At 33.8% G+C, this 16,452-nt stretch carries 18 protein-coding genes; 8 read left to right on the top strand and 10 right to left on the bottom strand.

The window, feature by feature from the left end; genetic code table 11:
* Nucleotide 1: 1 nt before the first annotated feature.
* Nucleotides 2–430 (bottom strand): organic hydroperoxide resistance protein, encoded by a 429-nt coding sequence (locus tag Q4566_RS04775; RefSeq protein ID WP_303418953.1) that lies wholly within the window; start codon nt 428–430, stop codon nt 2–4.
* Between the two features lie 229 nt (nt 431–659).
* Between Q4566_RS04775 and Q4566_RS04770 the strand changes: the two genes are divergently transcribed.
* Nucleotides 660–917, top strand: coding sequence for a hypothetical protein (locus Q4566_RS04770; protein ID WP_303418950.1), 258 nt, complete (start codon nt 660–662; stop codon nt 915–917).
* 156 nt (nt 918–1,073) lie between these two features.
* On the opposite strand, the gene Q4566_RS04765 is transcribed toward Q4566_RS04770, so the two are convergent.
* The 8 genes from Q4566_RS04765 to Q4566_RS04730 form a co-directional block, all read right to left on the bottom strand.
* Nucleotides 1,074–1,664: an HD family hydrolase gene (locus Q4566_RS04765; RefSeq protein WP_303418947.1), complete on the bottom strand. Its 591-nt coding sequence runs from the start codon at nt 1,662–1,664 to the stop codon at nt 1,074–1,076.
* A gap of 44 nt (nt 1,665–1,708) precedes the next feature.
* On the bottom strand, nt 1,709–1,876 hold the full coding sequence (locus tag Q4566_RS04760) for an adenylosuccinate synthetase (protein ID WP_303418943.1): 168 nt from the start codon (nt 1,874–1,876) through the stop codon (nt 1,709–1,711).
* 115 nt (nt 1,877–1,991) lie between these two features.
* The gene (locus Q4566_RS04755; RefSeq protein ID WP_303418940.1) at nt 1,992–2,819 is read right to left on the bottom strand and encodes a phospholipase A; all 828 of its coding nucleotides are present in this window, start codon (nt 2,817–2,819) and stop codon (nt 1,992–1,994) included.
* A gap of 57 nt (nt 2,820–2,876) precedes the next feature.
* A complete protein-coding gene (locus Q4566_RS04750; protein ID WP_303418937.1) occupies nt 2,877–3,521 on the bottom strand; it encodes a DsbA family oxidoreductase in 645 nt (214 codons plus the stop codon).
* A 213-nt stretch (nt 3,522–3,734) separates the two neighbouring features.
* Nucleotides 3,735–5,504: a hypothetical protein gene (locus Q4566_RS04745; protein WP_303418935.1), complete on the bottom strand. Its 1,770-nt coding sequence runs from the start codon at nt 5,502–5,504 to the stop codon at nt 3,735–3,737.
* A gap of 48 nt (nt 5,505–5,552) precedes the next feature.
* Complete coding sequence (locus Q4566_RS04740; protein WP_303418932.1) at nt 5,553–7,226, bottom strand: patatin-like phospholipase family protein; 1,674 nt, start codon at nt 7,224–7,226, stop codon at nt 5,553–5,555.
* Nucleotides 7,227–7,308: 82 nt separating this feature from the next.
* Nucleotides 7,309–7,878, bottom strand: a complete 570-nt coding sequence (locus Q4566_RS04735) for a hypothetical protein (RefSeq protein WP_303418930.1) — start codon at nt 7,876–7,878, stop codon at nt 7,309–7,311.
* Nucleotides 7,879–7,891: 13 nt separating this feature from the next.
* Complete coding sequence (locus tag Q4566_RS04730) at nt 7,892–8,236, bottom strand: hypothetical protein (RefSeq protein WP_303418927.1); 345 nt, start codon at nt 8,234–8,236, stop codon at nt 7,892–7,894.
* 291 nt (nt 8,237–8,527) lie between these two features.
* Between Q4566_RS04730 and Q4566_RS04725 the strand changes: the two genes are divergently transcribed.
* Nucleotides 8,528–9,247 (top strand): 3-ketoacyl-ACP reductase, encoded by a 720-nt coding sequence (locus Q4566_RS04725; protein WP_303418924.1) that lies wholly within the window; start codon nt 8,528–8,530, stop codon nt 9,245–9,247.
* Between the two features lie 265 nt (nt 9,248–9,512).
* The gene (locus Q4566_RS04720) at nt 9,513–10,421 is read left to right on the top strand and encodes a DUF6268 family outer membrane beta-barrel protein (RefSeq protein WP_303418922.1); all 909 of its coding nucleotides are present in this window, start codon (nt 9,513–9,515) and stop codon (nt 10,419–10,421) included.
* A gap of 41 nt (nt 10,422–10,462) precedes the next feature.
* Here the strand turns inward: Q4566_RS04720 and Q4566_RS04715 are convergent, their stop codons facing one another.
* Nucleotides 10,463–12,004 carry an SLC13 family permease gene (locus Q4566_RS04715; RefSeq protein ID WP_303418919.1) on the bottom strand — a complete coding sequence of 514 codons (1,542 nt, stop codon included), beginning with the start codon at nt 12,002–12,004 and terminating at the stop codon, nt 10,463–10,465.
* Between the two features lie 219 nt (nt 12,005–12,223).
* On the opposite strand from Q4566_RS04715, the gene Q4566_RS04710 reads away from it, so the two are divergent.
* The 5 genes from Q4566_RS04710 to Q4566_RS04690 all read left to right on the top strand — a co-directional run bounded on the left by Q4566_RS04710 (nt 12,224) and on the right by Q4566_RS04690 (nt 16,442).
* Nucleotides 12,224–13,123 carry an EamA family transporter gene (locus tag Q4566_RS04710; protein WP_303418918.1) on the top strand — a complete coding sequence of 300 codons (900 nt, stop codon included), beginning with the start codon at nt 12,224–12,226 and terminating at the stop codon, nt 13,121–13,123.
* Between the two features lie 412 nt (nt 13,124–13,535).
* Nucleotides 13,536–14,120 (top strand): TetR/AcrR family transcriptional regulator, encoded by a 585-nt coding sequence (locus tag Q4566_RS04705; RefSeq protein WP_303418916.1) that lies wholly within the window; start codon nt 13,536–13,538, stop codon nt 14,118–14,120.
* Nucleotide 14,121: 1 nt separating this feature from the next.
* The gene (locus tag Q4566_RS04700) at nt 14,122–14,781 is read left to right on the top strand and encodes an NAD(P)H-binding protein (protein WP_303418913.1); all 660 of its coding nucleotides are present in this window, start codon (nt 14,122–14,124) and stop codon (nt 14,779–14,781) included.
* 21 nt (nt 14,782–14,802) lie between these two features.
* A complete protein-coding gene (locus Q4566_RS04695; protein ID WP_303418909.1) occupies nt 14,803–15,435 on the top strand; it encodes an NAD(P)H-dependent oxidoreductase in 633 nt (210 codons plus the stop codon).
* 5 nt (nt 15,436–15,440) lie between these two features.
* Nucleotides 15,441–16,442 (top strand): NADP-dependent oxidoreductase, encoded by a 1,002-nt coding sequence (locus tag Q4566_RS04690; protein ID WP_303418906.1) that lies wholly within the window; start codon nt 15,441–15,443, stop codon nt 16,440–16,442.
* Nucleotides 16,443–16,452: the final 10 nt, after the last annotated feature.

The raw sequence follows: 16,452 nt of genomic DNA, 5'->3' as shown, positions 1-16,452 counted from the left end.
TCTATTCGTCCAAAAGCAAATTCAAGGTAACCGTGATATTATCGCGTGTTGCTTTACTAAAAGGGCACATCTCGTGGGCTTTCTCTACTAAGTCCTCTCCAGTTTCAAGATCTACTCCTGGGATGTAGCAATCTAAAGTGGCTTCTAGGAAAAACCCGTCATCATCTTTGCAAAACCCGATAATAGCTGTAACACTTAGTTCATTATCATCAATGTCAATACCTTCATTTTGTGCTACGGCTTGTAAAGCGCCTCCGAAACATGCTGCATAGGCTGCACCAAACAACTGTTCTGGATTTGCACCGTCTCCGCCATCACCACCCATAGATTTAGGTACTGATAAGTCAAAATTAACTGGACTATTTTCAGATTCTACGCGCCCTTTTCTTCCTCCAGTAGCAATAGTGGTTGCTTCATATAACGTTTTCATGTGTTTATATTTTTTATAGTTATTCATTAAAGATAATAGGATAAAAATATTTTAAGGAAAGAATTGTCTTAAACTTCTCCTAAAACACTTAAATAACAGTTTAACAGATATATTTTTTATGATGTAGTTCTTTCAGTAAGCTTTAGCATCAAAAATTTCATGGTTTAAGTTAATCCGAAGGGTTTCTTATGATTAAGTTTAATTGAGTAAAATCTTTAAACTTAAAATTATGACTAAATCAGATAATAATTCAGAAAAAAACACCAAACATTTAAACAAAAATGCAGATAATAATGAAATCGTTAAGAAAACAGCTAACGAACCTGAGGTTGCTAAAGAAAACCTAGATTTCCCTGGTGCTAGAACAGCTAGGCCTTTGACGAACGACAGGCATGAAGGGGATAAATTAAAGAAAGAAAAAAAAACAGAGAAAGAACCTATAGAGAATATCGAACTTGATACTAAGCCAGGAAAGAAAGAGAAATAAATAACTTTTGATTAAGTGTTCTCAACTGCGCTCGAACACTTTTACGAAGCATCAGTAGTATTGGTGTTCAAGTGCAGTCGAGAATTTTTTAACGGTTCCGTATATCAAACTAACGTGTAAAAAGAATTAAAAATTCGGATTATATTGGCAACAGTATTATTGCTCTAATATGCCCTTTTCAACACTTTCATCAATTAGTTTTTCGGCATAATTCCACAACCCTTTTGAGCCATTTTCAATTATTTTTTGCTTATCATAAACTGATTGATATTTAACTCCAAATTCTTTCCACGTTCCTCCGTCATTTGAGGTATTTTGTAATAAGGGTTCAAGTCTGTCCATTGATTTTGCGAATTTCGCCTCGTTCGAACTACCGTCTTCAAATTCAGCCCAAATTTGCATAAATTCCTGTGCTTGTTTTTTTGGTAACATTCCAAATATCCGTTCCGCACATTTCAATTCTTCTGCGGTATTTTCGTGATTTTTGTTTTGATCGTACAAGAAAGTATCTCCAGCATCAATTTCTACAATGTCATGAATTAAGACCATTTTTATGACCTTCAATAGGTCAATTTCGCAATTTGAATGTTCACTTAAAACAATTACCATCATAGCTAAATGCCAACTATGTTCGGCATCATTTTCATTTCTATCGCTATTAAATAATTTTGTCCGTCTTTGAATATATTTTATTTTATCAATTTCTTTAATAAAATCAATTTGCTTTAATAAATTCTCGGTTTTCATTTAAATTACGGATTGTATATTGTTGCCAATTAAATTATAAACAACTACTTATTCTTCTTTCTTCTCCAAAAAAAATAAAGCGCAATAATTGCAATAGGAATCACAATAAAAACGATAACCTCAAGTGGATTTGATAAATCCACTTTTTCATTGTCGTCTGGATTTGGTGTTCCCATTGGGATTTGAAGTAATAACTGGTATAATGCGAGCATAATTGAATATATTGATAGTTAATCAAATTTATGAATTTGAAACAATGTATTTGTGCTCTATACTTAATATTTTGACCTTCAATGCGTTTAAATTGGTGTCAATTAAGCAGGAGAATTAGTTTTTTTGCCTTAAGAAATCTAATTCATTTGTTTTTACAACAAAACCAACTCTTACCATACTAGTAAATTGGTCATAATCAATGAGGCTTTCAGCATAACCTGCAAACCATTCTAGCATTAAGTATTGATTTTTTGTTTTAAACGGATTGTAATACAATCGCGATCTTACAGAGCCTTTCCAATCCCATTCTAGTCCTTTTTTTGCTTGTATTTCTAAAATTAGTTTTTCTGAATTTAGATTCCGGGAAACAGTAACAGCAGCTAAACCTATGTAGTCCAAAAGGTCTGGATTTCCTTCTTTATACATGAAAGGTGCCCAAAGTTCGGCACTTAGCAGTGTTTTCTCATTGAGAGCTGTTGAATATTTAAAGTTTAAACTGTTCCAACTTCTTGAGTATATACTATCTCTACCGTTGGAATTATGATTAAGCATGACCGACGCCAACCCCTTTACACGGTCATCTTTATCATAAATAACCTTCGCTAAACCTACGGATGGATTAAAATTTATTTCTTCAAACGGACTTGAAAACTTATATATATTCCAAAACGCCTTTTGTGTATAGGTCACATACATATAACTGTCCCATACTAATGGTTTCCGACTAATTAATTGCTTAAAACTTATTTGATATTTGATATCAGCGGTGTCTGAATTGATATCTGTATTCGTTGGAATCCCCGTAATGATATAATTATCATGATGAATAGAAAAAGTAGGGTTTTCTTGAATGGAATTACGGACTTCTGCCCTAGTATACTTTTGACCAAATAACTGAAAAGTCATTAAAAGTAGACCAAACAATAATATTTTTTTGATCATATATTTATTATCAATTGATATAACATTATGACTCTAAAGTCATTAAACAGTTGTTTTTTACTTATTAAGCATATCAGTTAAGACTTCTTTAAAAACGTCTACTGGCTGTGCTCCGGTAACGCCACTTTTCTTATTAAAAACAATAGTTGGCACCGATTGTACTCCGGCATTTTGCCAAAACGCTTGTTTGCTTCTTATATTGTAACGGGCTTCATCGTTGTCTAATAAAGCCATAGCTTCTTCGGCATTTAAGCCTACGTCTAATAATGCTTGTTTTAAAACGTTACGATCTGAAACATCTTGGCGTTCACTAAAAAAAGCTGTGGTTAATCGCATTTTTAATTCGGTTTGTTTACCAAATTCATGAGCGTATTCCAGTAAAACATGGGCATCAAAAGTGTTTGCCATTTTCATGCCTTCAAAATAATCAAATTTAAAACCGAGCTCCTCACCTACTTCAGTCATTCGTTGTCTAGAAGCTTCTTGTTCTTCTGGTGTTGAACCATATTTTTCTGCAATATGCTCTGTAATGAGTTGACCTTCCGCAGGCATATTGGGGTTTAGTTCAAAAGGTTGCCACTCAATATCTACTTGATCTTGAACGCCGAGTTCATTAATAGCTTTTTCCAAACGCTTATAACCGATGGTGCACCATGGGCAAACCACGTCTGAAACAATATCAATTTTTAATTTATCTTTCATTAACTTTCTTTTTATTTAAGAGAGATAATAATATCTCGATGTAAATAGTCGAAATGTTTATTTGGCATTACAAAAAAAGCGATGTTTTTCAGTTTACACTTTAAAATATCGCTTATGTGGTTGAAATGTTGGCTGAGCATTTGTTTCACCTGATACGGGAAATATATGACAAGCTAAAAAATTGGTAACCAGTAATTTCCAAACCCTGACTATTTAAACAGTGGCTTCGGTGTGATTTAAAACACCACTCTCGAGATAGTTTCGGGTGAAATACTTTTTTAAAAAAGCATCAATATTGTCACAGAAAATCATATCTGAAATAGTTTCAGCTGACAAACCTAACATGAGATCTTGGAGTTCATTTTCCGTAAAAACGGTATAAGAAGTCTCCTTAATGTTAAGGATTTTAAATTTTCTCCAAAGCGGATCAAAATTAAGTTCAATAGACCTTGCTACACGATTTTTAAATGTTTCTAAAGTTTTTGCTGAATTAAAATTATCAAAAGGATCGACAATTCCATCATTGTCAGAGCCTAAACAAATGGTTTTCCATGCGTTAACTTCATCAATAATATGCATTGGGTTTTGACAATTATGCATTCTAATATGCTCTAAATTTACTTTTACAATGTGAAATACATTTGTTAAAAACATTTGTGTATGCAATTTATTTAAAGTTTCTCCACTTGTAAATCGCTTTTTGTAGGTTTTCATTAAGGCTTTAAACTTCCCTCCTGGCATGCGACCATCATGCATACAGACTCCAATAATTCCATCGGAATCAAAAACCTCTCTAATATCTTGATCGGTAATATTAATATCCCAACGGCTTATGTATGAGTTTTTATCGAGTTGATTGGTATCTGGGTGTTCGGCGGCTCTGGCCCTGGTAGAAATCCCATTTATCGCGGTATGGCTAATAATAATGGGTACGGAATCACCAGCTTCTCTAAGAGATTTAACAATGTTGAAATAATCATTTCTGGCTTCTAATGACATGTGTTTAGTGTCTATAAGAATACGTTGTCCGTTAGCTATTGAAAGTAGATGATCCTTGATTAAGGTCTTGCCAAAGGCTGTGATACCTAGATCTAATCCCGCTTTTTGATTAAATACATTGGAGAAACCTGGAAGGGCTTTATTTTTAGGATCACCAAAACTTTTAGAATGTCCTGTTAGTAGATTATTAAAATGATGTGCGAATGTGATGAAAAAGGGTGTGAATTCAAACTCAGCCCTGTCCTTTATACGCCTCACATTATTGATGAAACTGTTTTGAAGCGCGTTTTTATTTGATTCTGAAAGCTCATCAATTAAGGTGTTTCCAAATAAATCGGTTCTTTTGTATTTTCCCAAAGCATGCATGCCTTCAATCGTAACTATTCCGGCAATCGTATTTTGGTTGTCTAAAGCGGCATATTCTTCATAATTAGAAACCATTTTAAAGCTTGGGCTGATTTCATACGTTTCATTTGGCGATGCAGTGTTATGACTTTCACTTAGATAGGAGTATTCACAAGCCAAATCGTTATCAAAATAATCAATTTCATCAGATTCATGAGCACTATCCAAATATTCGGTGACCTTCACTTCTGAAAATCCTGTAAGTACTTGAAATATCTTAGAATCTAGATGTAACTTCAGTTTAATTCCAAAAACCTGTCCTAAAATAAATCGTTGAGTGAAAGTTGATGATTGAAAGGGCCTATTCGGCTTGACAAACTGCCTTTCAATAGGATAAATAGATAAAAATAAGAGTCGGTTATGGCCGTCATGGCAATGATCTAAATTCGATTGTGTGTATGTAGCTAAATCACTAACAAATTGATTGACCAATATTCGTCTTAGGCTAAAGCCTAGTACGCCTTTAAACAAGCTTTTGGTACAAGGGTTTTTCTTGTATGTCCAGATATCATTAATCGCAGTATTATTTGCAGGCTTAAATGAAGGGTGGCAGTGTAAGTCTCCTATGGGTTTGGTCATTGGTTTGGTTTAAAAAATAAAAATACAATATAAAATGTATTTACAAAATTAGGGCTTGAGTTGGTTGACTAACCAGAGCGGATTTTTGTTGAAATTTTCCCAATCGGTTTCTAAAGATTTATACATTTTAGCTATTTCAGGAAAATCGACAAATAAATTTTCATAATCTTTTTTTAAGTCTAAAATATAGTCCATGAGCTCATAACAGATGGTAAATTGTCCGCAGGCAATTAATGTTTCCATACGATTTTTAGTAACATCTACCTTGTCCCACCATAAAGTTGTTGGGGTTTCAGAAGCGGTTAAACATACATTTTCAAGGATTTTACTAGGTGCAGGAATAGCCTTGTTGTAGTTTTTCCCTTTATTGTAAGGTGTTTTTTGTCCGTTTAATTTATAAACCGTAGCTGTAATACGTTTGTTTTTTAAGGCATCTTTTGAGTAAAATAAATCATAATTCAGACGTCTCATTTGTTTTAAAAACACGTCGTTAATCATACTCATTGCTGAAGTTAAACGTTCAGAAAGCATGCGCTGAATTAAACTAATATCTAATTTCTGAAAAGTTAAAATATCATCTAACAAAGGTTCTGGAACCTGCTTTTTAAAGATGCTTTTTAATCTGGATAATACAGACATTTTAACCACTGAAGCTACTATACCAAAAAGTGTTAAAAGCAAGCCGACACCTAAAATCATACCACCTAAAATATAAAGACTGCTATAGGCTTGAACTCCAAAGGCATGCATGTTATTTAAAACAAGGAGTGTTAAACCAAGCAATAAAATAATCCAGTATAAAGGTTTTAAAGTGAAGTGTTTAAGCATTTTATTAACGACCTGTTTAAGCGTTGATTTTTTTTCAATTTGTGTATTGTCTGGTTTCCAAGGTTGCATTTTAAAACTACCCACATCATTCACAATAATGAGGTCTAAGGTATTTTTCATACGATCATCAATAAGCATCATACTCCCTATTCCTTGATTATCGGCAATGCCACCATCCATTATGCCAATACCATCAATAAAATGATCTAGAGATTTCAGATTTTTATAATCAGTAGACTTTTGATTTTTAAAATAATCATCTGGAAATACTAAAGGCTCAAAACCAACAGGAAAGCAAGATGACGAAGCAATAACATCACCTAGTTCTACTTGGTAACGTAATGCATTAATTTCTTTCTGATTGTGCTTATACAATGGATTATTTCCAAAATAACCATGGTTTTGAAATCGAAATGTGAGCCCGAACGAAAAATCGGTAGCATTAAAACAGACTTGTTCTAGCTGTTTGATTTCATCGGTTTTAAAATCTTCAAACGTACCTTCAAATAATGGCATTTTTGAATAAGTTAAGGCAAAAGCATTAATGAGTGACCTTTTTTTATACGGATTAGCCTTCCAAACGGTGTCGTCTTCCAGCTTTGCTATGGCATTTTCTAGGAGTTGGTCATTTTCAGGAGTAAACGTCTTGTAGAAAGTTTTAAAGAAACTATCGAAATTATAATCAGGTGCTTGTACCGCTTTGGCGTAAGCTACTCCAGTTAAAGTCCCCCCGCTTACCGTACTTATAGCCTTAACACGTTTCAATAAGGTTTGGTCTTTATATGTAATTTGCTCTAAGTAGGATAAAATACCTAAAGCATAAAAGGTGGCCCGATAGCCACCACCACTAAAGCAAAGCCCTATTTTTTCAAACGGTTTAATCTGGTTTGGCATGGTTTGATTATTTTTTGTTAAGAATCTGTTTTTCAATCATATAAATATAAATGTTTCCAAGGTATTTCAAGTTAGTAACGTATTAATGAGCTACCAAAACACCTATAACAACGCCAACAACGACTCCTGCTCCAACCTTTCCAATGTTTTTCCAAAATTGCTTTTTCTTATAAGTTTTAAGTTCTTCATTAGCTTTATCTAAATGGGTGTTGGCTTGAAGCAAGGCATTTTGTGTTGTATCAACCGTAGATTCTAAGCCTTTTAAACCTAACTCTAAATCAGTTATATTCCTTTTGTATAAGGCTTGATTCTCATTACAGGCGTTGTATAATGCTTGATAATGGTTTTGGTTTTCGCTAAAACTGTTGTGATAAGCATTAATGGCTTTAATCATGTGGTCGTCTGTTTCGGTATTCAAAAGTGTTCTTAACTCTTGAAAATACTGAAAACTAGGTGGGTTAAATACGTAAAGCGAACGGTTGGTGTTGTTAATTAAATGCATTGAAGCTTCAATTTCAATAGGTTTTTCTAGTTGTTTGGTGTAAGTTTCATGAATTATAGTAGTATCAGTTACTCCCGCGATGCTTTCTTGAGCCCACAGCGCGTATTTAAAACAGAATATTAACAAAATGATATAGAAATTTGGCTTCATAAATAAGAGGTTTTTAATCGAATATTGAATCTTTTGCTTTTAGAATAATAAGACGTTCTTGTTTCACTTTTAATAGAGAATCAATGACTTCACGGTGTTTAAATGTAGCGACTTTAGAGCGCTCAAATTCTAAATTAATGATGTCTATTTTATTCTGAATTTTCTCATTTTTTAATTGATAATCTTGAATAACCACTTGAAGTTGTTGTATTTCAAATTTTGCCTTTTGATTTGTAAATAAAGCAGAATCTAAACTTTGTTTTGTAAGCTTTAATTCTGTTTCTAATTTATGAAAGGCTCGATCATTAAATAGGGACTTTAGAAATTGGCCTACGGAAAGCACTAGTATCAGTACCAAAATGATTTTATAAACATTTGACATAAAAGCTATTGAGTTGTAGTAATTGTCTTAAAAAAAGGCCAATGTATAAAAAATTAACAAGAAATATACTTCAGTACAACACTTAAGTAAATTACTGTTCTGGTTCTTTCTCCTGTTTTTCAATTTCAAAAAACAAAGTCACCAAAACTCATAAATTAACATTAAAACGATATAAGAACTATGGCCTACTTCATGCTAATTTGTACCTTAGAAGTTTAAAAAACAATGTAAGTTTTAGACTTACAAAAACCGCTTAAAAGAAGAAAAATGACAAATTTTAAAGGAAAAAAAGCCATTATTACGGGTGGCAGCAGAGGTTTAGGAAAAGCTACAGCTTTAGCATTTGCAAAAGAAGGTATTGACGTCGCTATAACTGGTAGAAACGAAGCCGTTCTAAAGGAAACGGTTGCCGAAATAAAAGCCCTCGGGGTTAAAGCAACGTACGCTGCTTTTGATGTTAGTGATTATGATGCTGTTAAACCAGCTATAAAAAGCCTTATAGATACACTTGATGGTATTGATATTTTGGTGAATAACGCTGGAATTGCAGCTTTTGGCACTTTGAATGATATGCCTGTTGACCAATGGTCACAAATTATTCAAACTAACGTCATGGGGATGTATTATGTGACTAAAGAAGTTTTACCACATTTAATTGATAAAAATGAAGGTGAAATTATTAACGTGTCCTCTACAGCGGGTTTAAGTGGAAATGCAACGACTTCAGCCTATTCAGCATCAAAATTTGCAGTAATAGGTCTTTCGGAATCACTAATGAAAGAAGTGCGTAAAAATAACATTCGCGTATGCACCCTCACACCTAGTACTATTGTTTCAGACATGTCTGTTGATTTAGGAATTGCAAACAAAGACTCTGAAGACAGCGTTTTACAACCTGAAGATTTTGCTGAATTAATTGTCGCAGGATTAAAATTACCAAGGCGTGCCATGCTTAAAAGTGCTGCATTGTGGTCTACAAATCCGTAAACAAAAAATAAATCATATAAAATTCGAGATCTATAAACCTATTAGGTCTCGTTTTTTTTTTAGACAACCTAATTAGTTTTTAATTATACGTTAAGTCTAAATTAGGTATTTATAACCATTCCTTTAAAATGTTAGAATCTGTATTTTAGTGAAAAATTAAGGAAACATAAGATTAAGTGTAAAAAGCATTTTTATTATAATAAAAACCTCTGGTGTTCACTCGTTTTTTAACACAAAGGTTATATTCGCTTTTTATTTTTTTCATATGAAGATTATTTTTAGCCTTTTATGCTGTTTATCAGTTGTTTTAGGGTATGCTCAAAACCATTTTGATATTGCTAAATTAAGTTATACCAATACGCCTAAAAATGAGTTTGATGATTTCGATAGTAGTACTACTGTTGAGGAATTGGCTTTAGCTCTTAAATTTCCAGTAGTTATTAATGAAAAAACAACACTTCTAACAGGATTATTTACCAATAAAACAAAAGTAAAATTAGATTCGGATGCTTCACATTCTAATTTAAAGATTTTAGGTGTAAACCTAGGTGTTAATAAGGTTTTCAATGATAAATGGTCTGGTACATTTTACGTTATACCTAAAATAGCTTCAGATCATATTTCGTTCTCCAAAGAAAATTTACAAATCGCTTTTTTAACGCTGATTACAAAACAAAAAAGAGAAAATTTAAAGTATCGATATGGTTTTTATATCAACACTGAAAAATACGGCCCTCTAATGATTCCGCTTTTTGGTATCTATTATTTAAGTCCGAACAAGCGATTTGAAACCAATTTATATTTACCCAGCACAGGAGATATCAACTACAGATTAAAAGATAAAATTTGGTTAGGAATGACCTTTGATGGTTTAGGAACAACCTACAACTTAACCGAACAAGACTACACAGCTGATGGCGCTTATGTTTCCAAAGTATCAAATGAAGCATTTGCTTATCTAAGGTTTCAACTTAGCAAATCACTTTATCTAAACACGAAAGCAGGTTATGCGGTGCGTCGAAACTACGGAGTTTATGGTTCAAACGATAAAATTAAGATGGCTCTAGGTCCTTTTTATTTTGATGACAATAGAACCGAATTAAATAATTCCTTTAAAGATGGAGCACTTTTTAAATTAGAGCTCATGTACCGTATTCATTTCGATAAAAAGTAACAAATTAGTTTTTCGATTTAATTTTGAAGTGATTAAAACAACTAATGCTTTAACGCTTTCGCGGAATTTTCCGCCCATTCAGGAAAAACACTTGGGTCGATATCAAAAATAATAGTACCCCAAAAAATGGTCATTAAAACAATGATTATCGTGGCAAAAACATCAATGATAAGTCCTGTTTTAATCATATGAATCATTTTAAGTTTACCGGTACCAAAAACAATCGCATTTGGAGGGGTAGCAATGGGTAACATAAAAGCCATGGAAGCTGCTAGAGTCACAGGAATCATGATTAACAAAGGGTTCACATGAATCTCGGAAGCTAAGCCAGAAACAACAGGCAATAACATTTCAGTGGTAGCTGTATTAGATGTAAATTCGGTAAGCGTCGACATTAGAGCTGTTAACGAACCCACCAACACCATAGGCGACATGTCTTTAGTGCCACTTAATAGTCCGCCCACATAACTAGACAACCCAGAGTCGATAAATCCTTTAGCAAGTGCAAAACCACCTCCAAATAAAAAGACAATGTGCCAAGGGAGTTTCATCATGATTTTCCAATCCACTAAAGCCTCTCGTTTTTTAGAAGACGGCACGATAAATAATAACATGGCAACAAAAATAGCTACCGTGCCATCGTTTAAAAATTTCGGGTTTTTAAACAACGTACTCCACCCAGGAATACTTATGAATCCTAAATTTAAATTAGATCGAAACACCCATAGTAATGCTAATGAAACAAACAATATAAACACCCGTTTTTGTTCAGCGCTTACCGTTCCAAGCGCTTCGTATTTATCTTTAAAAAACGATTTGTCAAGAGCTTCTATTTGTCCTTTCGGACGGTAGGTAAAATAAAGTAAACCTAATGAAAACAGAAAAATCATAACGGTTACAGGAAAAGCAAAGGTGATCCATTGTCCGAATGAAATTTCAGGAGCGTTGGGATAAATAATTTCAAAAATTCTTAAAAAGGATAGATTTGGCGGTGTTCCAACTAGCGTTGCAATACCTCCAATGGAACACGCATGAGCAATAGACAATAATAAACCAGCTGCAAACGAACTTATTTTACCTTCACCATAAACCTCTTCTAAAGCCGTAGTGACTGAAAAAGCAATAGGAAGCATCATCATAGCTGTTGCTGTATTGGACATCCACATGGATAAAAAAGATGAGGCCAGCATAAAACCTAACATGATTCTAAAGGGACTCCCTCCTACTACCGATAGTATTTTTAAAGCAATACGTTTATGGAGGTTCCATTTCTCCATGGCCAAAGCCATAACAAAACCGCCAATAAATAAAAAGATCACGTAATTGATATAAGCATCAGAAATCGATTTTCCGTCTAAGACGCCAAGCGTAGGAAACAAAACAATTGGAAGAAACGACGTAATACCAATGGGTAAAGCTTCGGTAACCCACCAAAAAGCCATCAAAAAGGCAATTGCAGCCGTATAAGTGACTTCTGGTGCCCCTGGTTGGAGATCAACAAAGAAAATAATACTAAAAAACACGAGTAAACCTGCGATTATTAATTTCATATTAATTTCGGTACTCGACTCTAAAGTTGACATAAAAGTGGTGGTTTTAGTTGGTTTTATTGAGAAATTAAAACATAATTATATTTTAATTTGGTTTCAAAAATACATTAAAAATTAATTTTAAAATTCAGTAAATAGTAGAATTTCTGTAAATGAATGATCCTGAAGACAAAGCAATGCAGAAACTCTTCGCGACTAAATTTAAAACGAAATTTGTTCCTCAAAAAAGAGCATTAACATATCTTCGCGCCCATGTGGATGTATTTAGGGCTTTTGGCCGCGTTATTTTTAGGCTTACATAACTTATGTAAAAAGCATGCTGTTCGAGGAAACGAAGTCTTTCCAGTACTTTTAGGCACGATAGGATCTGGTTTTTTATTCCTTATTCCTTTATTTTTAACATCTGTTTATGCGCCTGAATACGCTCAAAAAAATGGTGTATTCATCGAAACCATATCTTGGAACCTCCATGGTTTTATATTCATAAAATCAGCCATCATGGCGGCATCGTGGATTTTGGCGTATCAAGCTTTAAAGCACTTGCCTATTACTATTGTAACACCAATTCGTTCGGCAGGGCCATTTTTTACTTTTATTGGGGCGATACTTATTTATCATGAAAATCCGAATTTCTTGCAATGGCTCGGTTTTTTCCTTATAATTTCTTCAGTCTTACTCTATTCAAAAATTGGAAAAAAAGAAGGCATTGTTTTCAAAAAGAACAAATGGATTTTCGCTATAATAGCAGCCACATTTTTAGGAGCTTCAAGCGGACTCTATGATAAATTTTTAATTCAATACTTAAACTTAACACCTTTTACCTTAATCTTTTGGTTTAGCTTTTATGTGGTTTTAATCTTGCTGGTTATTTTAAGTATTACCTGGTTTCCTTATCCTGAAAAACGAAAGGCTTTTAAATGGCGCTGGTCTATTCCTGCTGTTGGCGTACTATTATTGTCTGCCTATTATTTCTATTACAAGGCTCTACAAGACCCAGAAGCCTTAATCATGTTGCTTTCAGCCATCAAACGTAGTCAGATTTTAATCTCAGTTCTTGTGGGCGGACTCATCTTCAAAGAACAAAATAAACGTAAAAAACTGGTGCCACTTGCTGGAATCATGCTTGGTGTCTTTTTGATTTTGTATTCATAGGTTTTGGTTGTGCTATTCTTGTTTGTAGGTTTTTAACAGATCTCGACTCCGCTCGATCACCGGTTTTATTGGTGTTTTAAGTAATTTGTTAATTTTCGTAAAATCTCAGTATAGTTTTCGGTAATAACCTCCAAAGTGCTAGCAACTAGTAACTAATATAATTTCTCCCAAAGCCCATAAGACGCGAAGGTGAATAACGCAAAGCATTCGTGAAAATTAGTGAAATTAGTGTCTAAAAAACTCTCTGTGAATCTCAGTGAAATCTCAGCGTAGCTCCGTGCAATAATCTCGCAAGAGTAAATTTCCAGAAACCAACAACTAATAACCAAAAACCAAGTATAAAACTAAACTTTTGTTAAAAAATGAATGAACGTTCATTTTCTTAATACCTTTGTACTCTAATTTAAAAATCATGGCACAACATCAAAAAAGTACAGACAAGCGCAATGCCTTAATTAAAGCCACTATTGAGTTGGTTAACAACAACGGTTTCCATGCCACGCCCATGAGTAAAATTGCCAAAATGGCTAATGTTTCGCCTGGAACCATTTACTTATACTTTGAAAACAAGCAGGATTTGGTTAATCAAACCTACATTGAAGTAAAAGCTGAATACACCAAATATGCTTTCGCAAATTATAACGAAGATGCTTGTGTTGAAAAAAGTTTTGAAATGATTTGGAAGCGTATAGCTGATTTCAAACTCAAAGCATGTGAATACGCTTTTTTCTTAGCGCAATGTGATAATACACCAATTATAGACGAAGCGTCTAGACAAGAAGGCATCAAACACTTACAACCACTACTCGACCTTTGGGCTCGTGGCAAACAAGAAGGCATCATTAAACCTATAGACGATTATTTATTATATGCCTATTCAATAAATCCCTTATCCTTTTTATTGACGGTTCAAAAAAGAGCCGCCTTTACATTAAGTGAAAATCAAATAGAAGAAGCGTATCAAGCCGCTTGGGATAGTATAAAACTTAACAAATAACATGAATAAAACAGCCATCATTTTAGGAGCAACCGGTTTAACAGGCGGTATTTTACTTCAAAAATTAATTGAAGACGATAGATACAGCCAAATCAAACTGTTCTCGCGTTCTAAAATTGAAAACCTTCCTAATAAAGTGACACAGTTTATAGGTGATTTGTTAGCATTAGAACAATTTAAAACAGATTTCACTGCAGACGAAGTGTATTGCTGTATTGGCACTACATCTAGTAAAACACCAGACAAAAACCTTTACAAACAAATCGATTACGGTATTCCGGTAACGGCAGCAAAACTTTCAAAAGAAAATAACATTTCAACATTTTTGGTTATTTCTGCTATGGGAGCCAATGTTAATAGTGCTGTGTTTTACTATAAGACTAAGGGTGAAATGGAACGTGATGTGTTTCAGCAAAATATTAAAAACACCTTTGTTTTAAGACCTTCATTAATTGGGGGCGAACGTGAAGAACAACGAACGCTAGAAAAGATTGGGTTGGCTGTATTTAAAGTCATTCAACCCTTGTTCGTCGGGCCATTAAAAAACTATAGAGTCATTGAACCTGAAACCATTGCTCAAGGGATGATAAACTTGGCTAATTCAAGTTCTCAAACAAAATCAATTATTACATCACACGATATAAAATCACTTTCAAAATAGAATTAATAAATAGATACAATTATGGAATTATTAGATAAATTAAATTGGAGATATGCAGCAAAAGCTATGAACGGTGAAACTGTTCCTGAAGATAAAATAGAACGTATTTTAGAAGCTGCACGATTAGCTCCAACATCAAGTGGTTTACAACCTTTTGAAATCATATTAATTGAAAATCAAGATATTAAAGAAAAAATTAAACCTGTGGCTTGGAACCAATCTGTGATTACCGATTGTTCTCACCTACTTATTTTTGCGGCTTGGGATACCTATACCGAAGACCGTATCAATTACATGTTTGATTTAACAAATGACATTCGCGGATTTAAAAACGAAGGTTGGGAAAATTACCGTCAGATGTTATTAGGATCTTATCCGCAACAACCTGCGGAAGAAAATTTTCATCACGCAGCTAAGCAAGCCTATATTGCCTTTTCTCAAGCGATCATCGCTGCTGCTTTTGAAGGTGTTGACGCTACACCATTGGAAGGTTTTGATCCTACTGCTGTTGACGAGATTTTAGGTTTAAAAGAAAAAGGATTACGTAGTGCAGTCATGTTACCTTTAGGCTACAGAAAAGAAGAAAACGATTGGTTGGTTAACTTAGTAAAAGTTAGAAAACCTATGGAAGATTTAGTAACCGTTATAAAATAAAAGACATGAAAACAAAAAGCATTTTACTTAAAAACAGACCCCAAGGAAAACCTTCAGTTTCAGATTTTGAATTTATAACTGAAGATGAAAACCTAGAACCTAATTCTGGAGAAGTTCTTTTAGAAACGAGTTATGTGTCGGTAGACCCTTATCTTAGAGGCCGCATGAGTGATGCAAAATCTTATGTCGCACCATTAGAACTTAATAAACCCGTGCAATCTGGTGTGGTGGCTAAAGTTATTGCTTCTAAAAATGATAATTTTAAAGAAGGTGACTATGTTTCAGGGATGCTCGATTGGAAAACGAAACAACTTTCTTCTTGTGAAGGTCTTTTAAAGGTTGATGGAACTAAAGTGCCTTTAAGTGCTTATCTAGGTATCTTAGGCATGACAGGGTTAACGGCTTATTGTGGTTTAAACGAAATAGGAAAACCTGTTGCTGGCGAAACTTTAGTGGTTTCTGGTGCTGCTGGAGCTGTTGGAAGCGTTGTTGGACAAATTGGAAAAATTCTCGGACTTCATGTTATAGGTATTGCTGGAACCGATGAAAAAGTTGAAATGCTTAAAAGTAAATTCGGTTTTGATGCCGGAATCAACTACAACACCACTGAAGATATGAATGCTGAAATTTCAAAATTAGCGCCTAATGGTGTTGATATTTATTTTGATAATGTAGGCGGACCAATTTCAGATGCTGTGTTGTTTAATATTAACCGATTTGCTAGAATTATTATATGTGGTGCTATTTCTGTTTATAACAAAACTGAAACTCCAAAAAGCGTTAGTGTACAGCCTTTTTTAGTTAAAAACAGTGCTTTAATGCAAGGCTTTATTGTTTCTAATTATTCAGAAAAATTCCCTGAAGCCATAAAAGAATTATCGGCTTGGTTAGCTGAAGGTAAACTGACTTACACCGAAACCGTTGTAAATGGATTTGATAATATCCCTGATGCATTTATCGGTTTATTTGAAGGTAAAAACAAAGGGAAAATGATTGTTGAAATTTAAACAAACTAAA

The sequence above is a fragment of the Tamlana sp. 2_MG-2023 genome (genome assembly GCF_030548465.1).
Taxonomy (GTDB): Bacteria; Bacteroidota; Bacteroidia; order Flavobacteriales; family Flavobacteriaceae; genus Pseudotamlana.
This window is presented reverse-complemented; position numbering and strand designations above follow the sequence as displayed.